Origin of the sequence: Roseovarius atlanticus (assembly GCF_019802205.1) — a bacterium.
GTDB lineage: Bacteria > Pseudomonadota > Alphaproteobacteria > Rhodobacterales > Rhodobacteraceae > Roseovarius > Roseovarius atlanticus_A.
In genome coordinates, this window is sequence record NZ_JAHVHQ010000004.1 from 632,262 (window position 1) to 653,486 (window position 21,225).

The window sequence follows — 21,225 nt, forward strand, 5'->3', positions numbered from 1 at the left end:
TCGGCGCGAACCGAATTGCACGCGAAATGGGCAGTTTCAGCCGCCCGGAGAGGACCTCATGCACGCATATCGCAGCCATACCTGCGCCGAGCTGACGAAATCGAATGTCGGGGACACCGTTCGCCTGTCGGGCTGGGTGCACCGGATCCGGGACCATGGCGGGGTGCTGTTCATCGACCTGCGCGACCATTACGGCATGACCCAGGTGCTGTGCGATCCCGACAGCAAGGTGTTTTCCGAGGTCGAGAAACTGCGCAGCGAGTGGTGCATCCGCATCGACGGCGAGGTGAAGGCGCGCGACGAGAGCCTGGTGAACCCGAAGATTCCCACCGGCGAGATCGAGGTGTTCATTCGGGATGTCGAGGTGCTGGGCAGTGCCAAGGAGCTGCCGCTGATCGTGTTCGGGGACCAGGAATATCCCGAGGAGACGCGGCTGCGCTATCGCTACCTGGACCTGCGGCGCGAGGCGATGCAGGAGAACATGAAGCTGCGCTCGGACGTGGTGGCATCGATCCGGCGGCGGATGTGGGACATTGGCTTTCGCGAGTACCAGACGCCGATCATCACGGCGTCCAGCCCCGAGGGGGCGCGCGACTTCCTGGTGCCGAGCCGCCTGCATCCCGGCAAGTTCTATGCGCTGCCGCAGGCGCCGCAGCAGTTCAAGCAGCTGATCATGGTCAGTGGGTTTGACAAGTATTTCCAGATCGCGCCGTGTTTCCGCGACGAGGACCCGCGCGCCGACCGCTCGCCCACGGATTTCTACCAGCTGGATCTGGAGATGTCCTTTGTCGAGCAGCAGGACGTGTTCGACACGATCCAGCCGGTGATCAAGGGCCTGTTCGAAGAGTTCGGCGGCGGCAAGGCGGTGGACCAGGAATGGGAGCAGATCTCGTATCGCGATGCGGCGCTGTGGTATGGCACCGACAAGCCGGACCTGCGCAACCCGATCAAGATGCAGGATGTGAGCGAGCATTTCCGCGGCTCGGGCTTTGCCATTTTTGCCAAGCTGCTGGAGCAGGACGGCACCGAAATTCGCGCCATCCCGGCGCCCACGGGTGGCAGTCGGAAATTCTGTGACCGGATGAATGCGTTTGCCCAGAAAGAGGGGCTGCCGGGGATGGGGTATATCTTTTGGCGGGACCAGGGCGAGGGGATGGAAGCGGCGGGACCGCTGGCCAAGAATATCGGCCCCGAACGCACGGAGGCCATTCGCGAGCAGCTGGGCCTTGGCGTGGGCGATGCGGCGTTCTTCCTCGGCGGCAAGCCGGCCGCGTTCGAGCGCGTGGCGGGCAAGGCGCGGGTGACGATCGGCGAGGAGCTGGGGCTGACGGACGAGAACCGTTTCGCTTTCGCCTGGATCGTGGATTTCCCGATGTACGAGGCGGATGAAGAGTCGGGCGAGATCGACTTTTCGCACAACCCGTTCTCGATGCCGCAGGGCGGAATCGAGGCGCTGGAGGGCGATCCGCTGAAGGTGCTCGGGTACCAGTACGACCTGAGCTGCAACGGCTATGAGCTGGTGTCGGGGGCGATCCGGAACCACAAGCTGGAGACGATGATCAAGGCGTTCGAGCTGGCGGGCTATGACGAGGCGGAAGTGCGCAAGCGGTTCGGCGGCATGGTCGGTGCTTTCCAGTACGGCGCGCCGCCGCACGGGGGCTGTGCCGCGGGGATCGACCGAATCGTGATGCTGCTGGCGGATGAACAGAATATCCGCGAGGTGATCATGTTCCCGATGAACCAGCGCGCCGAGGACCTGATGATGAACGCGCCGAGCGAGCCGGCGAGTGATCAGTTGATGGAGTTGGGCCTGCGGGTTCTGCCGCGCGAGGAGTGAGTCGCGAGGAATAAGGCGGGGGCACGTGGGTTTTCACCCACCCTACGGGATTGGAGAGGTCCCGGGTCAAGCCCGGGACGGCGAGAGACAGGCGCGGCCGGGGGGCGGTTTTCACCCCATGCCCTTGTCTTCCAGTTCCTGTTGGGCGCTTTGCGATTTCTTCAGGTCGAGGCCCATGCCGCGCAGCACCGCGTCGGTCTTGGAAAACTGAAGGTCGGCATAGTCCACCACCTGGATGCGGTTGCCCCATGGGTCGCGCAGGTCGAGAAAATCGGTCTCCATCACCTCGGCCCCGGCAGCGCGGGCGAGGTCGCGCACGCGGGAACGGTCGTCGACCACGAGGCCGAAATGACGGTGTTCGTCGCGGGTCTGGGTCTTGCCTTCGAAAAGGCCGATGAACTGGTCGCCCATGTCGAGGAACACGTGGCCGTCGCCGCGTCCGCGCAGTTCGAAATCGAAGATCGCGCGCCAGAAGGCCAGCGCGGCGTCGAGATCGTCGACCTCGAGAACGATATGGTTGACGCCGACGAGGCGGGGTTTGTCCGGCACGTGGGGCTCCTTCAGTCTTCGAGGCTGTCCTCGCGCTTGTCGTCGATCAGGCCGCGTTCCTTGGATTTGCGTTTCTCGAAGCGTTCGCCGTAGCCTTCGATTTCGTCCTCGGGGATGACCTCCTGGGCGCGGGCGAAGACCTCGTCCTCTTCCTCGTCCATGTGGTGTTCGTAGTCGTGTTTCAGCGTCTTGAAGCGGGTGAGCCAGCCCGGTGAGGCCATGTCGCCCTCGTTCAGCTCTTCCATAATGTCGTCAAGCTGCTGGTGTTCATGCACCGAGTGGCGGGCGGCGTCCTGGCCCCAGGTCTTGGAGATCAGCTTGGAATAGAAGGTTTCTTCCTCGGCCGCGGCATGCGATTTGACATCCTCGTAGAACTCCTTCCAGGCGGACTTGCGGTCGTCGCTGTCGCCGGAGGTGTCCTCGATCCGGTCGAGGAGGGCGCGGTGGTTGTCATGATCGGCGCGGATCGCGTCGTAAATGCTGGGCATGGCTGGGCCTTTCGGTTGGCTGTCACACGGCAACGCGCCAGTGTCGGGCGGGTTCCGCCGCGGTGGGTGGCAAACCGCCGATCGCCTCGGGTCGCGGCGTGTCGCCCGCGTGACATCTGCCGGGATCGGCCCCATATTCAACGCCGTACCGACCGTTCCAATCTGAGAGGGAGTCGCATGCCCTTCGACCCGGCCCGCGCCGCCATTCGTTTCGGATGCGGCCTGTCACCTTCGGTCGCGGCGCCCGAGACGCCGGGCGCCATGCTGGCGCTGCTGGCCGGGCCCGACAAGGCCGCCGCGGCGTTTCCCGCGCCGGGGTTCGAGGGCGTGCGGAAGGTTCACGTGGCGGTGGTCGCTGCCAGGCGTCGGATCCGCGATGCCGAGACGCAGGAGGCGCGTGACGCCGCCGCCCGGGAACGCGCGGCGCTGGTCCGTGACCTGCGCAGCGAGGCGGCGGGGTGGTTTCGCCAGACGGTATTGCGCCGCGTGACCACGGAGGACGGCCTGCGCGAGCGCCTGGTGGCATTCTGGGCCGATCACTTTACCGCGCGCGGCAAGGGCGGACCGCAGCGATTTGGCCAGGCAGGCTATGTCGAGGATGCGATCCGGCCGCATGTGGCGGGGCGGTTCGCGGACATGCTGAAGGCGGCGGCGACGCATCCGCTGATGCTGCTCTATCTCGACCAGACGGGATCGGTGGGCCCGAACAGCGCCATCGTGACGAAGCGCGGCCGGGAGCTTGGCCTGAACGAGAACCTGGCGCGGGAAATGCTGGAACTGCACACGCTGGGCGTGGAGGGCCCCTATGGCCAGGCTGACGTGTGGCAACTTGCGCAGGTGTTGACCGGACTTGGCTATCAACGTGAAAAGGGCTTTGTCTTTCGCGCGAAATATGCCGAGCCGGGGCCGCTGGCATTCATGGGCCGGGATTATGGCAGCGAGGCGCCCAGCCTGAATCGCGTGATGGACGCGCTGGAGGACCTGGCGGCGCATCCGGCGACCGCGACGCACCTGGCGCGGAAACTGGCGGTGCATTTCTGCGGCGACACGCCGGATGCCGGGATGGTTGCGGCGATGGCCGAGGCGTATCGCGCGCAGGACGGACAGCTGATGCCTGTCTACGCGGCCATGCTGGAGCATCCCGCGGCCTGGTCCGAGGGCGCGGGCAACGTGAAGCAGCCGATGGATTTCGTCACGTCGGCCTTGCGGGCGCTGGATATCACGCCCCGGCACCTGCCGGCCAAACCCCGTGCGATCATGCGTCATATCGTGAACCCGATGACGTTGATGGGCCAGACCTGGGGCGCGCCGCCCGGACCGGACGGCTGGCCCGAGGCGGACGCCGCCTGGATCACGCCGCAGCGCATGGCGGCGCGGCTGCAATGGGGCATGAGCGTGCCGTTCCGCATGATGCGCCTGCTGCCGGACCCGCGAGAGTTCGTCGAAACGGCCCTGGGGCCGGAGGCGCCGGAGGCGGTCCGCTTTGCCGCCCGGGCCGCCGAGACGCGGGCCGAGGGGATCGGGCTGGTCCTTGCCTCGCCCGCGTTCCAGAGATTCTAGGGAGACGTGCCGATGACAGTCACTTCACGCCGTGCCTTCATGAGCCGGAGCCTCGCGCTGGGCTGTTCGCTGGCGGCCAGCCCCCTGGTGACGCCGGTGACGATGGCAAGCGGGCCGTGGGATGCACGGCTGGTGGTGATCATCCTGCGCGGCGCGATGGACGGGCTGGATACGGTGCGCCCGCTGGGCGATCCCGGCTTTGCCGGGCTGCGCGACGGCATCCCGGAGGCGGGCCCCGACCTGGACGGGTTTTTCGGCCTGCACCCGGCGCTGTCGGGCCTGATGCCGCTCTGGGAGAAAGGGGAGCTGGGCTTTGCCCATGCGGTGTCGACGCCGTACCGCGACAAGCGGAGCCATTTCGACGGGCAGGACATCCTGGAAGCCGGGACTGGGCCGGATGCGGCGGGCCAGGCCCGGGACGGGTGGTTGAACCGGATGCTGCAGGCCATGCCCGGCGTCACCAGCGAGACGGCCTATGCGGTGGGCCGCGAGGACATGCTGTTGCTGACGGGGGATGCGCCCGTGGCGAACTGGTCGCCCGAGGCGGCGCTGGCGCTGAGCCCGCAGGCGCAGCGCCTGCTGGAGCGGGTGATGCATGACGATCCGCTCTTTCGCGACTCGATCGACGAGGCGATCGCGCTGTCGCGGGCCGAGGTGATGGAGATGACCGGCGGCGAGGACCTGGACGCCGGCGCGATGATGAATGCGATGCAGGACAACATGCAGCCGACACGGGAGGCCGACCGCGTCGGCAGCATCGTGCGCTTTGCCGCCGAGCGGTTGCGGCAGGAGAGCCGCATCGCCGCCTTTTCGCTCAACGGGTTCGACACGCATGCCCGGCAGGACCGGACGCTGCCGCGCGCGCTGGACCCGTTGCAGGAGGCGGTTCTGACCCTGCGGCAGGAACTGGGCGACGTCTGGGACAAGACGGCGGTGCTGGCGATGACCGAGTTCGGGCGGACCGCGCGTTGGAACGGCAGCGGCGGCACCGATCACGGCACCGCGGGGGCGATGCTGCTGGCCGGGGGCGCGGTGCGCGGCGGGCGCGTTCTGGCCGACTGGCCGGGGCTGTCCGAGCCGGACCTGTACCAGCGGCGTGACCTGATGCCCACGCGCGACGTGCGCGCCTTCGCGGGCTGGGCGATGCGGGACCTCTTCGGCATGGACCGCGGCGTGATCGAGCGCACGATCTTTCCGGGACTGGAGCTGGGGAGCGATCCGAAACTGACCTTGTAAGCTTTCGCTTTCCTCTTCGGTCCGGGTCTGCATAGTGTCCGCACGAAAGGACGATATGCCGATGACCGAAAAGCGCCCGGTTGGGCCCGAAATCCCGAATTGGACGGTGCCGCCCGCGCCGGACATGACGCCACTGGAAGGACGTTACGTGCGGCTGGAGGCGCTGGACGCCGACCGGCACGCGGCGATCCTGTTCAAGGCGTTCGACGGGCATGACTGGGTATGGGATTACATGCCGGTGGGGCCGTTCGCCTCGGCGGCGCAGTTTCATCGGTGGATGCGCGACGAGACGGCCAAGGACACGATCCTTTTCTACGCGATCTACGACAAGGATGCCGGCGCCTATGGCGGCTTTGCGTCCTACCTGCGGATCAAGCCCGAGTCGGGGTCGATCGAGGTGGGGTTCATCGCGATGGCGCCCCGGATGCAGCGGACCCGGGCGGCGACCGAGGCGATGTTCCTGATGATGCAATGGGCGTTCGACGCGGGCTATCGCCGGTACGAATGGAAATGCGACGCGCTGAACGCGCCCTCAAGGCGGGCGGCGCAGCGGTTCGGTTTCAGCTTTGAAGGGGTGTTCGTGCAGGCGACCGTCGTGAAGGGGCGTAACCGGGACACGGCCTGGTTCGCGGTGATCGACAAGGATTGGCCGGCGCTGCACGAAGCCTTCCAGTTCTGGCTGTCGCCGGAGAACTTCGATGCGGAAGGCCGGCAGAAGGAGCGGCTGGCCGACCTGACCCGCCTGGTGCGCCGGGCGTCGGACCCGGCGCAGAACGTGTAGGCCAGGCCTGACGCGTTTCGCGATAGACCTGATGTGCAGCTTGCCCGCGGAACGCTTCAGATGGCGAAGCTGCGGGTCAGCCGTGCCTTGACCATCTCGATGAGCGCCGGAACGGTCTCGGGCGTCACGCGCCCGCGCGCCCGGGCCGCCGCAAGATCGCTGGCGGCCTCCGCAAGGGCCGTGTCGTCGGCGCAGCGTGCGACACCGTCGAGGAATTGCGCCACGTAATCCAGCATCGAGCCGTCGCGGCGCTCTTCCAGCAGGTCGGCGACGCGTGTCATGTCGTCACGATAGGCCATCGGATCGGGGGCGATGGTGACCTGCGGAACCTCGCGCGGTCCGGTCGGGCCGAAGCTGTCGGGCAGCGCGCCGAGGACCGCCTGCTGAAACGCGCCGAGGCTGTCCAGCGGTTTTCCGAGAAAGCCATCGGCCCCGGCATTGATCGCCGCCTGGTGCAGCGCGGTGTTGCCGCTGAGGGCGAGCAGGCCGCTGACCCGCGGGATGGCCGACGAAAGCTCTGCGATCAGGTCGAGGCCAGAGCCGTCGGGCAGGCCAAGGTCGACGATCACGACCGAGGGGCGATAGACCGACAGGTGGCGTCGCGCCGAGCGCAGGCAATCGGCCCGCCGGATCCGCGCGCCGCTGCGCAGGCACATCAGGCGCATCGCCTCGCAGGCATAGCGGCTGTCCTCGACCACGAGAATCGTCAGGCCGAGAAGCGGGCGTTGCGCGGTGGGTGTCTTGGTCAGGGTCAGGCTGTCAGTGTCGTCCATGGGGCTGCTCCTGGTGAGTGGCACATGCGGGAACGGGTCCCGAACAGGCTCGACGCTAAGCAGCCATGGCTAACGAAGGGTTAAGCATGCGGCAAAAATTTCGCCGAAACGGGCGCAAGGACCGCGGGGTTGCGTCGGCGTGTCGCTTGCCCCTGCGGCGCGAGAGGCCCATAACATGCGCGGAACCTGACAGACGAAGGGAGTGCGCCATGATCGGACGCCTGAACCACGTGGCCATCGCCGTGCCCGACCTGGAGGCGGCGGCGGACCAGTACCGCAATGCGCTGGGCGCCAATGTGGGCGCGCCGCAGGACGAGCCGGATCACGGGGTCACCGTGATCTTCATCGAGTTGCCGAACACCAAGATCGAACTGCTGTATCCGTTGGGCGAGGACAGCCCGATCAACGGGTTCCTGGAAAAGAACCCGGCGGGGGGCATTCACCATGTCTGTTACGAGGTCGAGGACATCATCGCCGCCCGCGACCACCTGAAGGAAAGCGGCGCGCGTGTGCTGGGCAGCGGCGAGCCCAAGATCGGCGCGCATGGCAAGCCGGTGCTGTTCCTGCATCCCAAGGACTTCAACGGCTGCCTCGTGGAACTGGAGCAGGTCTGATGGGAATCGCGTCGGGTATCGTTCTGTTTCTGGTGATCTGGTTCATGACGTTCCTCATTGCCCTGCCGATCCGCATCCAGACGCAGGGCGAGGCGGGCACGACCGTGGATGGCACGCACAAAGGCTCGCCCGAGAAGCATCACCTGCGCAAGAAGTTCATCATCGTGACAGGCGTGGCCTTCGTGCTGTGGGCGATTGCGGCCTACATCATCCTGGGTGGGGTGATCACGGTGGAGGACATCGATTTCTTCGGCACCATGTCGGGGGCCCGCAATTAAAGCGGCAGGGCCGTGGTGTCCTTGATCTCCTCCATCACGAAGCTGGCGGAGACGTCGCGCATCGGTACGCGGGCGACAAGCGTCTGGTAGAGACGGTCGTAATCGGCCATGTCCGCCACGCGGGCGCGGATCAGGTAATCGAGATCGCCGGTCATGCGGTAGACGCCCTGGATTTCCGGCAGGGCGCGGGTGGCGCGGGCGAAGGTTTCGAGCCAGTGCGCGTCATGCCGGGCGGCGCGGACCTGGATGAAGACGGTGAGGCCGAGGTTCAGCTTGGCGGCATCCAGGAGCGTGACGCGGGCGCGGATGATGCCGGCGTCTTCCATCGTCTTGATGCGGCGCCAGCAGGCGTTGCGCGAGAGGCCGACGCGGGTGCCGATTTCTTCCAGGCCAAGGGATGCGTCGCGTTGCAGTTCGTGCAGGATTTTCCGGTCGAGATCGTCGATTTTCCACATGTTGAGGTGATAGTGGGAAATTTTCTCAATATACAATCAATTTGGTCAAAGATTGAGAAAACGTCTCGGCGGGGTGCTGGTAGGGTGCTGGAAATTGAACAACAGGAGGCTTCCATGCTGGCGCGTCTATTCCTTTCCCATCCCCATAGCGTTGATGAAACCTATGTGGAACATGCCCGGTTCGCCGGATCGTTCAGTGTTAAACTATTTGCTGCCGGGTTCTGCGCGTTGGTGCATGCGGTGCTGCCCTTTGCGTTCGAGAAGACGGCCAGCCGGATGATCGCGGAGATGTACGCCAAGACGCATGGGCGTGGGTCGTAGGGCCCCGGTCCGGAGGCGCGTGGGTTTTCACCCACCCTACGAGGACCACCCATGTGGTGCGCAGGCCGAGGTCTGTTCCGGCATCGGGAAAGCCATGGCGGGGTGAAACCCCGCCCTACGGTCGCGCGCGCCCATGTCGGCGTGCGTCGCGCGGGTCAGTTCGCGATGTAGCGCTTGCGGTTGTGGTTGAAGGTGATCACGAGGTTGAGCACAAGCGCGCCCAATAGCGACCAGCCCACCACGCTGAGCGGGAAGAGGAGGGCGGCGACGGTGAAGATCACCGCGTCGGTCATCAACTGCACGTAGCCCGCGCGGAAGCCTGTCTTCTCCTGCACCCAGAAGGCCACGACGCCGAGCCCGCCGAGCGAGCTTTTGTGCCGGAACATGGCCAGAAGGCCCATGCCCACGGTCGCGCCGAAGATGACCGCGCCGAGGGCGGGGTGCAGGTGGTCGATGGTGAAGCCGAGCGGCAGGAGGTCGGTGACGACGGACAGCAGGCCGACCGAGACAAGTGACTTCACGGTGAATTCCAGCCCGAGCTTGCCATAGGCCAGCGCGTAGAAGGGCAGGTTGATGAGGAAGAACACCACCCCGAAGGACCAGCCGGTGAGGTAGCTGAGAATCACCGCCACGCCGGCGGTCTGCCCGGTGATGAGGCCCACGGTGGTCAGGATGTGGATGCCGACCCCGCAGAGGATGACGCCAAGCGCGATGCCTTGGGCGTCTTCGAGCGGGGAGTGCGGAACTGTGGGCGGGTCGGTGCTGTCCATCCGGGTGAGATAGGGCAGGCACCCCGTAACTTCCATGTCAGCCCGCCGTCATGCCCTTCTTGGACGGGCCGCTGCCCGATTTGGTGGCGTGTCGTTCAAAGGTTGAACAGGTCTTGCATGAAAAAGCCGCCCCGGTGTCGCGCCGGGGCGGCCTGGATTTTCTGCTGTGGTGCCGGTTACTTGCCGATGATGCCGTTCAGCGTGGGGCTGGGGCGCATCACAGCGGCGAGACGGCCTTCGTCGGGGTGGTAGTAGCCGCCGGTATCCGCCGGGCTGCCCTGGGCCGCGGCGAGTTCCGAGACGATCTGGTCCTCGTTCTCGGCCAGCGCCTTGGCCATGGGCGCGAATTCCTCGGCCAGCTTGGGGTCGTCGGATTGGGCGGCCAGCGCCTCGGCCCAGTAGCGGGCGAACCAGTAGTGGCTGTCGCGGTTGTCGGGCTCGCCGACCTTGCGCGAGGGCGAGCGGTTGTGGTCGAGGATGCCCTGGGTGGCTTCCTCGATGGTTTCGCCGAGGATGCGGGCGCGGGCGTTGTCCTTGGTCTCGCCCAGGAACTTGAAGCTTTCGCCCAGGGCGCAGAATTCGCCAAGGCTGTCCCAGCGCAGGTGGTTTTCCGACTGCAACTGCTGCACGTGCTTGGGCGCGGAGCCGCCGGCGCCGGTCTCGAAGAGGCCGCCGCCATTCATCAGCTTCACGATCGACAGCATCTTGGCCGAGGTGGCCAGTTCGAGGATCGGGAAGAGGTCGGTGAGGTAGTCGCGCAGGACGTTGCCGGTGATGGCGATGGTGTTTTCGCCCTTGGTGATGGTTTCCAAAGACGCGCGGGTGGCCTCGCGCGGGGCCATGATCTCGAACTTGTCGGCGACGCCTTTGGACTCGAGGATCGGCTTCACGAATGAGATCAGCTCGGCATCGTGGGCGCGGGTCTCGTCCAGCCAGAAGATCGCGCGGTAGCCGGTGGCCTTCTGCCGTTCGATGGCGAGGTTGACCCAGTCCTCGATGGGCGCCTTGCGGGCGGAGGCGGAGCGCCAGATGTCGCCTTTCTTGACCTCGTGCGAATGCAGCACGGTGCCGTCTTCGAGGATCATCTTGACGGTGCCGTCCTCGGGGATCTCGAACGTGGTGGGGTGGGAGCCGTATTCCTCGGCCTTTTGCGCCATGAGGCCCAGGTTCTGCACCGTGCCGGCAGTGGCCGGGTCGAGTTTTCCGTTTTCCTTGAAGAACTTGATGCTCTCGTCATAGACCGGCGCGTAGGAGCTGTCGGGGATGACGCAGACGGCATCGTGTTCCTTGTTGTCCGGGCCCCAGCCCTTGCCGCCCGAGCGGATGAGGGCGGGCATCGAGGCGTCGATGATGACGTCGGAGGGCACGTGCAGGTTGGTGATGCCGCGGTCGCTGTCGACCATGTACATCGGCGGGCGCGCCGCGCGGCAATCCTCGATGGCGGCCATGATTTCGGCGTCGTCCTTGACCCGTTCCAGCAGGTCGCCCATGCCGGAGGCGGGGTTGACGCCCAGCTCCTTCATCCGGTCGCCGTATTTCTCGAACACCGGCTTCAGCCATTCCTTGACGGCATGGCCGAAGATGATGGGGTCGGAGACCTTCATCATGGTGGCCTTGAGGTGGATCGAGAAGAGCACGCCTTCGTCCTTGGTCTTCTTGATTTCGTCGGCAAGGAAGGCATCCAGCGCGGCGGCGCTCATGTAGGTGGCGTCGACGACGGTGCCGGCGGGGTAGCTGACGCCGTCCTTGAGGACGGTTTCGCCATTGGCGCCTTCCAGCACGATCTTGGCGGTGGCGGCGCCGTCGAGCGTGGCGGATGTCTCGTTCGAGAAGAAGTCGCCCGACTCCATCGAGGCGACGCGCGTCTTGCTGTCCGAGGACCAGTCGCCCATGCGGTGCGGGTTGTTCTGCGCGTATTTCTTGACCGGCGCGGCGGCGCGGCGGTCGGAGTTGCCTTCGCGCAGCACCGGGTTCACGGCCGAGCCCTTGATCGCGTCATAGCGGGCGCGGACCTCTTTTTCCGCGTCGGTTTCCGGCGTCTCGGGATAGTCGGGGATGGCGTAGCCCTGGCCCTGAAGTTCGCGCACGGCGGCGACGAGCTGCGGCACGGAGGCCGAGATGTTGGGCAGCTTGATGACGTTGGCGCCGGGTTGCTTGACCAGTTCGCCCAGGGCGGCGAGGTCGTCGGAGACGCGCTGATCCTCGGTCAGGTGATCGGGGAAGGTGGCGAGGATGCGGCCCGCCAGCGAGATGTCGCGGGTGCCGACGGTGATGTCGGCGGCGGTGGCGAAGCTTTGGATGATGGGCAGGAGGGACGCGCTGGCCAGTTCGGGGGCCTCGTCGACCTTGGTGTAGATGATATCGGGAGTGGAGGTGTCGGCCATCGGAAATACCTTTCGATCAGGACATGACAAAGCGTGAGTCTTGCGCGCGTCATAGACCATGATTGCGGTTTTGACCAGACGGTATGCGACAGTATACCGATTAAATTCCGGGCGCTCAGTGCGGCGGGCTCTGCTCTCGGTCGAGCTTGCGCATGAACTGTGTGAGCAGGAGTGCGAGGCTGGCAAAACTCGCGACACCGATCAGCAGGGGCAGGGGCGTGCCGTTGAAGGCGAGGCCCACCGGGACGGCCAGAAGGATGGAGCCTACCGTGGCCAGGCCCGCCGTGATCGACGCGGCCATGCCGGCGATATGGCCCAGGGGTTCCAGTGCCAGGGCGTTGAGATTGCCAAGGGTCAGGCCGATCTGGAAGAACACCGTGACCTGCCAGACGAAATAGACCGGGAAGCTGCCGAAACCCGCGAGGAAGGTGGCGAGCACGACGAGGGTCAGCCCGGCCTCGATCATCAGGGCCATCTGGATCAGGCGGCGCATGCCCAGGCGCATCACCAAGGCGGCGTTCACCACGCTGCCCAAGGCCGCGACGGCGGCGATGGCGGCGAACCAGAACGGGAATTCCTCGGCCCGGTCATAGGTCACGTCCATGATCTGCTGGATCGAACTGACCGAGGAAAAGAGCATGGCAAAACATAGCGTCTGCACCGCCATCGAGAGGCGCACCATGGGATAGCGGAAGACCTCGGCGGCGGCGGCGAGCAGCTTTTTCGGGCGGAAGGAGGCGCGGCGCTCCAGCGGCAGCGGCTCGACCAGGCGGGTGGCCATCCAGACCACGCTGATCCCCGAGAAGACGAGGAAGGAGATGAAGATGCCGCGCCATTCGAAGAGGCTGATGATGCCGGCGCCGGCCATGGGGGCGATGGCCGGAACGAGGGTGAAGACCAGCATGATGAAGCTCATCAGCCGGGCCATTTCGCGGCCCTTGTAGAGGTCGCGGATGATGGCCATGGCGACGACCCGCGCAGACGCTGCGCCGAGGCCCTGAAGCACGCGGGCGGCCAGCACGGTTTCCAGCGTGGGGGCCAGAAGGGCCAGCAGCGCGCCCGCGCAATACACGCCCGCGCCGTAGGTGATGACCCGCTTGCGCCCGTAGGCATCCGACAGCGCGCCGACGAAGAACGTGCCGAAGCCGAGGCCCAGCACGAAGCTGCCGATCACCAGCTGGGCGCGGTTGGGCGCGTCCGGCGACAGTTCGGTTCCGATGGCGGGCATGGCGGGCAGCATGGCGTCGATGGAATAGGCGACCGTGGCCACCAGCATCGCCATGAGCGCCACGAATTCGGCCCGCCCCATGACGGGCGTGGTGGCAGTGGCGGGATGGTCGGTGGGGGCGGTCATGCACGGGCGCTATCATGGCGCCGGGATGTGCGCCAGAGCGGGATTTGCACAGAAGTCCCGCCGTTTTCGCACAGGTGCCTCAGTCGCCGGGCCGGCGGTCGATATTGGCTTGCGCGCCTTCTTCGTCCGAGGGACGCGGCGGGCCGTGATGCAGCTTGCCCACCAGCCATTCGGTGTGTTCCTCGCGCTTGCGCATGGCGAAGGCGCCGATCTGTTGCACGGCGATGGCGAAGACGCCCAGGCCCACGAAGATGAAGATCGTCGTGCCGATCTTTCCCGCCGCCGTGGCCGGAACCAGGCTGCCGTAGCCGACGGTGGACAGGGTGATGACGGTGAAGAAATAGCTGTCGAGCCAGCTCCAGCCTTCGACCAGATGGAAGAAGACGGTGCCGCCGATGATGATGGCGGGCAGGGTCGAGAGAAGCAGGAGAAGTCGCAATCCGCGCATGTCAGCCCTCGTATCGGTGTCGCCGACCCCAAAGGAACAGGGATGCGGCGTCGATGGCAAGGGGGCAGGCGGGTGCCGGGCGTCATGCCACAGGCGGGGTGCGCTCAGATGGCGGTGTCTTCGCCGCTTTCGAGATTCTCGACGATCTCGTCGATGACCTTGATCCAGAGCTCGGGAGCCTGACAGCCCGGCACGGCGTGCTTGCCCGCGACGATGAAGCAGGGCACGCCGGTCACGCCCATCTCGCGGAACGCCTTGTCGCGGCCGGCGATGCCCTCGATATCGGCGTCGGAGGCGAGCAGTTTCTGGACCACGGCGGCGTCCATCTCGGCGCTGTCGGCGATATCGCCCAGAACCTCGTGGTCGCCGATATCGCGCCCGTCCTCGAAATAGGCGCGGAAGAGCGACATGGCGACGGCCATCTGGCGGCCCTCGATGCCCGCCCAGTGGATCAGCCGGTGGGCGTCCATGGTGTTGGGCGTGCGGGTGATCTTGTCGAAATTGATCGTCAGCCCCTCGGCCTCGGCCCGTTCGGCGATGGGGGCATAGGCCTGCACGGCACCCTCCTTGCCGCCGAATTTGGCTTCCAGGTACGCACGCCGGTCCATGCCTTCGGGCGGCATGTCGGGGTTCAATTGGAACGGGTGCCATTCGATCTCGAACGGGTGGCCGGGGCGTTCGGCCAGCGCCTTGTCGAGGCAGGCCTTGCCGATATAGCACCACGGGCAGATCGGGTCGGAGACGATGTCAAGCTTGACCATGCAGGTCCTTGTAGATCGGCCGCAGGGCGCGGCGCAGGAGTTTTCCGTTGGCGCCCGTGGGCAGCGCATCGAGGTGGAAGAAGCCACGGGGGCGCTTGTAGGCGGCAAGGTTGTCATCGACATAGGCCTTGAGCGCGTCCTCGGCAACCGGGGCGGGGGCGGTGTAGAAGGCCATGATGAGGCGGGCGTCCTGTTTGACCTCGATCTCGGTCACGGCGGATTGGGTGATGTCGGGATGGGCGTTCAGGACCGCCTCGACCTCCATCGGCGACACGCGGAAGCCGCCGGCGTTCATCATGTCGTCGGAGCGGCCGAGGTAGGTGATGTCGCCCTCGGGAGACATCACGCCCTGGTCGCCGGTGAGGAACCAGTCGCCCTGAAAGCGGGCAGCGGTCTCGTCGGGTTCATTGAGGTAGCCCAGCATCAGGCCGGGGTCGGAACGGTGGATGGCGATGGTGCCTTCCTCGCCCACCGGGACGGGGCCGTCCGGGCCGATCAGCGCCACGGTGCGGCCTGGCTGGGGGCGGCCCAGCGTGCCGGGCGCGGCGGGGTGAGCGGGGCAGCCGGAGATGAAGGTGGAGCATTCGGACATGCCGTAGGCCTCGAAAAGCGGCGTGCCGGTGGCTTCGCGCCAGTGGGCGTCGATGGTGGCCGAGAGCTTTTCGCCGGCGGTCAGGCCGTGGCGGAGTTTCGGCAGGTCGAGCGTTTTGCCGGGGGTGACGAACTTGCGAAAGACGCCGGGGGCGGCAGCGAAGATGGTCGCGTCGTGGCGTTTCATCAGCAGGGGCAGTTGGTCGGGCGTGACTGAGGTGGCGGGGATCAGCGCGGTGGCGCCTGCCGTCCACGGATCCATCAGGCCGGTGCCGAGCGTGTAGGTCCAGTTGAAGGCGCCGGCGTGCATCAGGCGGTCCTGTTCGGTGAGGCCGTACCAGCCGTCGACCATCATCTGCCGCGCCCAGATCGCGCGGTGGGCGTGCATCACCGCGCGCGGCGTGCCGGAGGTGCCGGAGGTGTAGATGATATAGGCCAGCCGGTCCGGGTCGCCCATGTCGAACGCGGCCGGGGCGTTGTCGTGCATGGCGCGCAGGGCATCGGTGCCGATGACCGGGATATCCGTCTCGGGGCAGGGAATTCCCTCGCCGCGCAGGATGACTTTCGGTTCCGTGGTCTTGAGGATGCCCGCGACCTCGCGCTCGGTCAGTTGCGAGGAGGTGGGGATCGGCACGAGGCCAACGGCGATGGCGCCGAGATAAGCGATGGGGAAGTCGACGGTGTTGCCGAGGCGCATGAGCACACGGTCGCCGGGTTTAAGGCCGTGTTCCAGCAGGCCCGCGCCGGTACCGAGGACGGCGGATTTCAGGCGCGCGAAGCTGTAGCGTTCCGACCCCGAGAGCCCGAGGATGGCGAGCGCCACCTTGTCGGGCAGGTCGTCCGCGTGGCGCAGCACATGGGCCGCGAGGTTGAACGGCGCGGGGCAGGGCGGAAACGCGGTGGTGTCGGTCTGGGAGCGCATGGAGCGGAGGATTAGGACCGCCACGGCGAAGTTGCAAGCCACAGCGGCGCTGCGTATAGCGTAGGACATGGAAGACAGATCGCCCGTGAGCCTTATCAGGCTGGCCCGCGAAAGCGGGGAAGAGGAAGCGGCCCAGCCGCTGAACCTGGCCGAACGGGTGCGCGGATTGCGCAAGTCGCGGGGTTGGACCCTGGAACAGGCCGCGCGGCAGGCGGGGCTGGCGCGGTCCACCCTGTCGAAGATCGAGAACGGGGTGATGTCGCCGACTTATGAGGCGTTGAAAAAGCTGGCGGTGGGGTTGGAGATTTCCATTCCCCAGCTGTTCACGCCGCCGCAGCGCGAGCAGGTGAGCGGGCGGATGGCGGTGACACGGGCCGGGCAGGGCACGGCGCAGGCCACCACGACCTATGAGCATGAGCTGCTGGGCGAGGCGCTGCTGAAGAAGCGGATGCTGCCCTATCGCGCCCGCATCCGGGCCCGGTCGGTCGAGGAGTTCGACGGCTGGGTGCGTCATGACGGCGAGGAGTTCATGTACGTCCTGACCGGGGTTGTGCGGCTCTACACCGAGTTCTACGAACCCATCGAGATGCGCCGGGGCGACAGCGCCTATTACGATGCCACGATGGGCCATAACGTGGTGTCGGTCAGCGACGAGGATGCGACGATCCTGTGGGTGACGTCGCTGGCGTGAGCGTGGCGCGCTTGGGGGTGGCGCGTGGGCTTTCGCCCACCCTACGAAGACGACACCTCGCGGTTTTGTGATGCCATGGCGGCCGCATTCGCCCGTGACCGAGTGACCCGTGGCCTGTTCCTTGGGCCGGGCTGCCCTATTTCCGCAAACTAACCCGATCGGACGGTGCCGTGCTTTGGCGCGGTGCCCGGTATCGGCGTGTGGCCGTTTGGAGGTGGTTGATTTGAGTAAGGTTTTCAGGGTCTTGATCGGCCTTTGCGTCGTGGCCGCCTGTGCGGCCGCGGGGCTTTGGGGCACGCAGGAGATCCTGTCGCAGGGCGGATCGGGCGAGGCCGCGTCGGCGCCGCCCGCCATGCGCGTGGAGCTGACTCGGCCCGAGACGCGGCAGATCGAGGACCGGGTGAGCGGGGTCGGGACGCTGATTCCGGTGCGCTCGGTCGAGCTGGTCCCGGCGGCGGCGGGGCGGGTGACGGGCGTGCCGGTTTCGTCGGGCGAAGAGGTCACCGAGGGCGAGATTATCGTGCAACTCGACGACCGGGCGGCCCGCGCGGCGCTGGCCGAGGCCGAGGCGACCTTTGCCGAGGCGGAGGACGCATTTCGCCGGGTCGAGGAATTGACCGACAGCAATGCCGCGGCCGAGGCGCGTCTGGAAGAGGCGCGGGCGGCCTATCGCCGGGCGGAAGCTGCGCTGATGATGGCGCGCGCCGACCTGGAGGACCACACGCTGGTGGCGCCGTTCGACGGGGTGCTGGGCCTGATCGATATCGACACGGGCACGTTCCTGGGCGAGGGCATGGCCGTGACGCGGTTGTCGGACATCTCGACGATGGAACTGACGGTCTCGCTGCCCGAGCGGTATTTCGACCGGATTGGGGTGGGGCAGGCCGTCAACGTGCATACGCCGGCCTATCCGCAGGCTGAATTCGCGGGCGAAGTGACGGTGCGCGCGCCGGAAGTGAACCTGGAGACGCGCAGCTTCAACATCCGGGCCGAGATCGACAATGCCGATGGGCGGCTGGTGGGCGGCATGTTCGCCGATGCCGAGATTGTGCTGGACACTTACGAGGGGTTGGCCATTGCCGATGACGCGATCATCAGCGAGGGGCTGGCAAGCTATGTCTACACCGTCGCGGACGGGGCCGCCGTGCGCACCGAGATCGAGCCGGGGCAGTCGCTGGGCGCGATGACGGAGGTGCGCGAGGGGCTGGATCTTGAGGACCGCGTTGTCGTCGCGGGCTGGGACAACCTGACGGACGGGGCCTCGGTCGAGGTGGTCGAGGAGGTTGATGAAAGCGGCGAGGCCGCATCGCAGGGAGACGCAGAGGCCAACACGCAATGACTCTGCCCGACCTGTGCATCAAGCGGCCCGTGCTGGCCACGGTCATGTCGATCCTGATCATCGTGGTGGGCATTGCCGGGCTGACCCGGATGCCGGTGCGCGAATTGCCCGACACCACCACCGCGGAGGTCACGGTCAGCGTGCCCTATATCGGGGCCGGTCCCGGCGTGGTGGACAGCGAGTTGGCCACGGTGATCGAAGGCGCGTTGTCGACCGTGTCGGGCATCGACAGCATGAACACCGAATCCGAGCTGGGCGGATTGCGCACGGTCATCACCTTTCGCCAGGGCCGGGATATCGACCAGGCGGCGGCGGATGTGCGCGCGGCGGTCGAGGGCGTGGCGGGCGACCTGCCCGAAGAGGCCGAAGAGCCTCAGGTGGAAAAGAACGACAGCCAGGGCGACCCCATCCTGTGGATGACCCTGACGTCCGAGACCCTGTCGGCCTCGGAACTGACGGATTATGCCGACAGGTTCATCACCGACCGGCTGGAAACACTGAGCGGCGTGGCGGCGGTGCAGATCTACGGCGACCGGGCCTATGCGATGCGGGTCTGGCTGGACCCGCAGGCGATGGCGGCGCGGGGCGTGACCGCGAACGAGATTGCCGATGCGTTGCGGGCCAACAACCTGGAACTGCCGGCGGGGACGATCGAGAACGAGGCGCGGACGTACCTGTTGCGCACCGAGACACGGCTGTCGAGCGTGGAGGCGTTCGAGGACCTGATCGTGCGCTCGGACGAGAATGGCCGCGTCCTTTTGGGCGACGTGACGCGGATCGAGCTGGGGGTCGAAAGCGACGACAGCGAATTCCGCGCCAATGGCGAGACGGCGCTGGGGTTGGGCGTACTGCGGCAATCCTCGGCCAACACGTTGTCGATCTCGGCGGCGGTCAGCGAGGAGGTGGAGCGGATCGCGGCGGACCTGCCGGGCGGCACGGAATTGCAGATCACCTCGGACGACGCGGATTTCATCGAGAATTCGATCCGGCAGGTCTTGACCACGCTGGCCATCGCCGTGGGGATCGTGGTGGCGGTGATCTACGTGTTCCTGACCTCTATCCGCACGACAGTGATACCCGCCGTGACCATCCCCATCGCGCTGTTGGGCGCCTGTGCGGGGATCGCGCTGGCCGGGTTTTCGATCAACATCCTGACGCTTTTCGCGCTGATCCTGGCCATCGGGCTGGTGGTCGATGACGCCATCGTGGTACTGGAGAATATCGAGCGCAAGGTCGAGGAAGGCGAGGACCCAAAGGAGGCTGCGCGCACGGGCGCGAACCAGGTGTTCTTTGCCGTGGTGTCGACCTCGGCGGTGCTGATCTCGGTCTTTGTGCCGCTGTCGCTGCTGGAGGGGGAACTGGGCAAGTTGTTCCGGGAATTCGGGGTGACGCTGGCCATTGCCGTTGCGCTGTCGACCTTCGTGGCGCTGACGCTGTGCCCGGTCATTGCCAGCAAGCTGTTGAAGAAGGGCATGAACGACAGCTGGTTCGCGCGGGCCGTGAAGCGGGTGACGCAAAGCACATCGGAGGGGTATCGCAAGCTGTTGACGCGGGCGATAAACGCGCCGCTGGTGGTGCTGGCCGTGGCGGCGGTGCTGACGGGAATGTCCTGGACGCTCTACCAGCAATTGCCGTCGCAGCTGACGCCGGCATCGGACCGGGGGATATTCTTTGTCTCGATCCAGGCGCCGCCGGGATCGGCCCTGCCGCTGACCGACACTGCGGTGAGCCAGGTCGAGGACCTGATCGCGCCTTACCGAGACGAGGGCGTGGTGGAGGACACCATCGCCATCGTGGGCCAATACGGCGAGGCGGGCCGCGCCTTCGTGGTGGCAGTGATGTCGCCCTGGGGCGAGCGCGAGATGGGGCCGCGCGATGTTCTAAACGAATTGCGGCCCGAGTTCGCCAAGATTACCCGCGCCAGCGTGCGTGCCTTCGCGCCTTCGGGCCTCGATGCCGGGAGCGGATCGGGGCTGGAAGTGATCGTGACGGGGCCGAGTTTCGAGGATGCCGCCGAGTTCTCGCGCCAGATGGAAGAGGCGATGCGCGCCAGCCCGGACCTGACCGGGGTGCGGCGGGATTACGAGATCAACACGCCGGGGTTCGATATCAGCGTGAACCGCGCCATGGCGCGCCAGATCGGGGTCGAGGCGCGGGATATCTCGGACGCGGTGCGCACGTTCTTTGCCTCGGCGGAGGTGACGGAGTTCATCTCGCGCGACCGGCAATACCCGGTGATCCTGCAGGCGCCGGACGCGCGGCGGACCAACATCGCGGATCTGACGGGCGTGAACGTGCGGGCCGGGAATGGCGAACTGGTGCCGCTGGACGGGCTGGTGACGCTGGAGCGGCGCGCGTCGGTCAGGGCCTTCAACCGCTACAACCGGCAGCCTTCTGTCGAGATCAGCGCGTCGCTGGCGGAGGGCGTCGACCTTGGCTCGGCCATCGCGACGGTCGAGGAGATTGCAGCGGACATGCCGTCGGCCATGCAGATCAGCTATTCCGGGCAGGCCGAAAGCTACCAGGAGACGTCGGGGGGAATCGCGCTGACATTCGCGCTGGCGCTGTTGATCGTGTTCCTGGTGCTGGCGGCGCAGTTCGAGAGCTTCATTCAGCCGGTGGTGATCCTGTTGTCGGTGCCGCTGGCCGTGGCGGGGGCGCTCTTGACGCTGTTCGCGCTGGGCGAGGCGATCAACATCTACACGCAGGTAGGGATGGTGATGCTGATCGGGCTGATGGCCAAGAACGGCATCCTGATCGTGGAATTCGCCAACCAGTTGCGCGAAGAGGGCCGCAACGTGCGTGACGCGGTGATCGAGGCGTCGGCGGTGCGGCTGCGGCCCATCCTGATGACGGTGATGTCGACCGTGCTGGGCGCGGTGCCGCTGGTGCTGTCGACGGGCGCGGGGGCGGCCAGCCGGTTCTCCATCGGGATCGTGATCATCGGCGGGTTCATGTCGGCCTCGGTGCTGACTTTGTTCCTGACGCCGGTGCTGTACGATCTGTTGCAGAAGGACCGGGAAACGGCGGATGCGCCCGAGGGTGTGGGCGCGCAGCCGGCGGAGTAGCAGCC

The 21,225-nt window shown here is 66.4% G+C and carries 20 protein-coding genes; 10 read left to right on the plus strand and 10 right to left on the minus strand.

What is annotated here, in order from left to right; all coding sequences use genetic code 11:
* Positions 1-58 precede the first annotated feature (58 nt).
* Positions 59-1,837 carry an aspartate--tRNA ligase gene (aspS, locus tag KUV49_RS19770; RefSeq protein ID WP_222452623.1) on the plus strand — a complete coding sequence of 593 codons (1,779 nt, stop codon included), beginning with the start codon at positions 59-61 and terminating at the stop codon, positions 1,835-1,837.
* A gap of 111 nt (positions 1,838-1,948) precedes the next feature.
* On the opposite strand, the gene KUV49_RS19775 is transcribed toward aspS, so the two are convergent.
* Positions 1,949-2,386, minus strand: a complete 438-nt coding sequence (locus KUV49_RS19775) for a VOC family protein (RefSeq protein ID WP_222452624.1) — start codon at positions 2,384-2,386, stop codon at positions 1,949-1,951.
* 11 nt (positions 2,387-2,397) lie between these two features.
* Positions 2,398-2,874 carry a hemerythrin domain-containing protein gene (locus KUV49_RS19780; RefSeq protein ID WP_222452625.1) on the minus strand — a complete coding sequence of 159 codons (477 nt, stop codon included), beginning with the start codon at positions 2,872-2,874 and terminating at the stop codon, positions 2,398-2,400.
* Positions 2,875-3,051: 177 nt separating this feature from the next.
* On the opposite strand from KUV49_RS19780, the gene KUV49_RS19785 reads away from it, so the two are divergent.
* The 3 genes from KUV49_RS19785 (at position 3,052) to KUV49_RS19795 (ending at position 6,451) form a co-directional block, all read left to right on the plus strand.
* Complete coding sequence (locus tag KUV49_RS19785; protein ID WP_222452626.1) at positions 3,052-4,434, plus strand: DUF1800 family protein; 1,383 nt, start codon at positions 3,052-3,054, stop codon at positions 4,432-4,434.
* Between the two features lie 12 nt (positions 4,435-4,446).
* The gene (locus KUV49_RS19790) at positions 4,447-5,670 is read left to right on the plus strand and encodes a DUF1501 domain-containing protein (RefSeq protein ID WP_222452627.1); all 1,224 of its coding nucleotides are present in this window, start codon (positions 4,447-4,449) and stop codon (positions 5,668-5,670) included.
* 61 nt (positions 5,671-5,731) lie between these two features.
* Positions 5,732-6,451 carry a GNAT family N-acetyltransferase gene (locus KUV49_RS19795; protein WP_222452628.1) on the plus strand — a complete coding sequence of 240 codons (720 nt, stop codon included), beginning with the start codon at positions 5,732-5,734 and terminating at the stop codon, positions 6,449-6,451.
* Positions 6,452-6,507: 56 nt separating this feature from the next.
* On the opposite strand, the gene KUV49_RS19800 is transcribed toward KUV49_RS19795, so the two are convergent.
* Positions 6,508-7,224 (minus strand): response regulator, encoded by a 717-nt coding sequence (locus tag KUV49_RS19800; RefSeq protein ID WP_222452629.1) that lies wholly within the window; start codon positions 7,222-7,224, stop codon positions 6,508-6,510.
* A gap of 209 nt (positions 7,225-7,433) precedes the next feature.
* Here KUV49_RS19800 and mce point away from each other — a divergent pair, with 209 nt between their 5' ends.
* Positions 7,434-7,838 carry a methylmalonyl-CoA epimerase gene (gene mce, locus KUV49_RS19805; protein WP_057795072.1) on the plus strand — a complete coding sequence of 135 codons (405 nt, stop codon included), beginning with the start codon at positions 7,434-7,436 and terminating at the stop codon, positions 7,836-7,838.
* Entirely contained in the window at positions 7,838-8,116 is a 279-nt protein-coding gene (locus KUV49_RS19810) for a DUF1467 family protein (protein WP_222452630.1), read from the plus strand. Before mce ends, KUV49_RS19810 begins: the two co-directional genes overlap by 1 nt.
* On the opposite strand, the gene KUV49_RS19815 is transcribed toward KUV49_RS19810, so the two are convergent.
* Positions 8,113-8,571: an Lrp/AsnC family transcriptional regulator gene (locus tag KUV49_RS19815; RefSeq protein WP_222452631.1), complete on the minus strand. Its 459-nt coding sequence runs from the start codon at positions 8,569-8,571 to the stop codon at positions 8,113-8,115. The two genes, KUV49_RS19810 and KUV49_RS19815, sit on opposite strands and share 4 nt — an antisense overlap.
* Before the next feature lie 84 nt (positions 8,572-8,655).
* Here KUV49_RS19815 and KUV49_RS19820 point away from each other — a divergent pair, with 84 nt between their 5' ends.
* Positions 8,656-8,892, plus strand: coding sequence for a DUF6356 family protein (locus tag KUV49_RS19820; protein ID WP_315899574.1), 237 nt, complete (start codon positions 8,656-8,658; stop codon positions 8,890-8,892).
* Between the two features lie 155 nt (positions 8,893-9,047).
* Here the strand turns inward: KUV49_RS19820 and KUV49_RS19825 are convergent, their stop codons facing one another.
* The 6 genes from KUV49_RS19825 to KUV49_RS19850 all read right to left on the minus strand — a co-directional run bounded on the left by KUV49_RS19825 (position 9,048) and on the right by KUV49_RS19850 (position 16,122).
* A complete protein-coding gene (locus KUV49_RS19825) occupies positions 9,048-9,662 on the minus strand; it encodes a YitT family protein (RefSeq protein WP_222452938.1) in 615 nt (204 codons plus the stop codon).
* Positions 9,663-9,838: 176 nt separating this feature from the next.
* Positions 9,839-12,046, minus strand: a complete 2,208-nt coding sequence (locus KUV49_RS19830; RefSeq protein WP_222452632.1) for an NADP-dependent isocitrate dehydrogenase — start codon at positions 12,044-12,046, stop codon at positions 9,839-9,841.
* Between the two features lie 115 nt (positions 12,047-12,161).
* A complete protein-coding gene (locus KUV49_RS19835) occupies positions 12,162-13,400 on the minus strand; it encodes a multidrug effflux MFS transporter (RefSeq protein ID WP_222452633.1) in 1,239 nt (412 codons plus the stop codon).
* Between the two features lie 79 nt (positions 13,401-13,479).
* Entirely contained in the window at positions 13,480-13,848 is a 369-nt protein-coding gene (locus KUV49_RS19840) for a potassium channel family protein (protein WP_222452634.1), read from the minus strand.
* Positions 13,849-13,952: 104 nt separating this feature from the next.
* Positions 13,953-14,609, minus strand: coding sequence for a DsbA family oxidoreductase (locus KUV49_RS19845; RefSeq protein WP_222452635.1), 657 nt, complete (start codon positions 14,607-14,609; stop codon positions 13,953-13,955).
* A complete protein-coding gene (locus KUV49_RS19850; protein WP_222452636.1) occupies positions 14,596-16,122 on the minus strand; it encodes a class I adenylate-forming enzyme family protein in 1,527 nt (508 codons plus the stop codon). The genes KUV49_RS19845 and KUV49_RS19850 overlap by 14 nt, the downstream gene beginning before the upstream one ends.
* Before the next feature lie 67 nt (positions 16,123-16,189).
* On the opposite strand from KUV49_RS19850, the gene KUV49_RS19855 reads away from it, so the two are divergent.
* The 3 genes from KUV49_RS19855 (at position 16,190) to KUV49_RS19865 (ending at position 21,220) form a co-directional block, all read left to right on the plus strand.
* Positions 16,190-16,813 (plus strand): helix-turn-helix domain-containing protein, encoded by a 624-nt coding sequence (locus KUV49_RS19855; RefSeq protein WP_222452637.1) that lies wholly within the window; start codon positions 16,190-16,192, stop codon positions 16,811-16,813.
* A gap of 223 nt (positions 16,814-17,036) precedes the next feature.
* Positions 17,037-18,152: an efflux RND transporter periplasmic adaptor subunit gene (locus tag KUV49_RS19860; RefSeq protein WP_222452638.1), complete on the plus strand. Its 1,116-nt coding sequence runs from the start codon at positions 17,037-17,039 to the stop codon at positions 18,150-18,152.
* Positions 18,149-21,220 carry an efflux RND transporter permease subunit gene (locus KUV49_RS19865; RefSeq protein ID WP_222452639.1) on the plus strand — a complete coding sequence of 1,024 codons (3,072 nt, stop codon included), beginning with the start codon at positions 18,149-18,151 and terminating at the stop codon, positions 21,218-21,220. The genes KUV49_RS19860 and KUV49_RS19865 overlap by 4 nt, the downstream gene beginning before the upstream one ends.
* Positions 21,221-21,225: the final 5 nt, after the last annotated feature.

Coding starts and splice junctions, on each gene's coding strand:
- aspS (WP_222452623.1), top strand. CDS start 59: ATGCACGCATATCGCAGCCATACCTGCGCCGAGCTGACGAAATCGAAT.
- KUV49_RS19780 (WP_222452625.1), bottom strand. CDS start 2,874: ATGCCCAGCATTTACGACGCGATCCGCGCCGATCATGACAACCACCGC.
- KUV49_RS19785 (WP_222452626.1), top strand. CDS start 3,052: ATGCCCTTCGACCCGGCCCGCGCCGCCATTCGTTTCGGATGCGGCCTG.
- KUV49_RS19790 (WP_222452627.1), top strand. CDS start 4,447: ATGACAGTCACTTCACGCCGTGCCTTCATGAGCCGGAGCCTCGCGCTG.
- KUV49_RS19795 (WP_222452628.1), top strand. CDS start 5,732: ATGACCGAAAAGCGCCCGGTTGGGCCCGAAATCCCGAATTGGACGGTG.
- KUV49_RS19800 (WP_222452629.1), bottom strand. CDS start 7,224: ATGGACGACACTGACAGCCTGACCCTGACCAAGACACCCACCGCGCAA.
- mce (WP_057795072.1), top strand. CDS start 7,434: ATGATCGGACGCCTGAACCACGTGGCCATCGCCGTGCCCGACCTGGAG.
- KUV49_RS19810 (WP_222452630.1), top strand. CDS start 7,838: ATGGGAATCGCGTCGGGTATCGTTCTGTTTCTGGTGATCTGGTTCATG.
- KUV49_RS19815 (WP_222452631.1), bottom strand. CDS start 8,571: ATGTGGAAAATCGACGATCTCGACCGGAAAATCCTGCACGAACTGCAA.
- KUV49_RS19825 (WP_222452938.1), bottom strand. CDS start 9,662: ATGGACAGCACCGACCCGCCCACAGTTCCGCACTCCCCGCTCGAAGAC.
- KUV49_RS19830 (WP_222452632.1), bottom strand. CDS start 12,046: ATGGCCGACACCTCCACTCCCGATATCATCTACACCAAGGTCGACGAG.
- KUV49_RS19835 (WP_222452633.1), bottom strand. CDS start 13,400: ATGACCGCCCCCACCGACCATCCCGCCACTGCCACCACGCCCGTCATG.
- KUV49_RS19840 (WP_222452634.1), bottom strand. CDS start 13,848: ATGCGCGGATTGCGACTTCTCCTGCTTCTCTCGACCCTGCCCGCCATC.
- KUV49_RS19845 (WP_222452635.1), bottom strand. CDS start 14,609: ATGGTCAAGCTTGACATCGTCTCCGACCCGATCTGCCCGTGGTGCTAT.
- KUV49_RS19850 (WP_222452636.1), bottom strand. CDS start 16,122: ATGCGCTCCCAGACCGACACCACCGCGTTTCCGCCCTGCCCCGCGCCG.
- KUV49_RS19855 (WP_222452637.1), top strand. CDS start 16,190: ATGGAAGACAGATCGCCCGTGAGCCTTATCAGGCTGGCCCGCGAAAGC.
- KUV49_RS19865 (WP_222452639.1), top strand. CDS start 18,149: ATGACTCTGCCCGACCTGTGCATCAAGCGGCCCGTGCTGGCCACGGTC.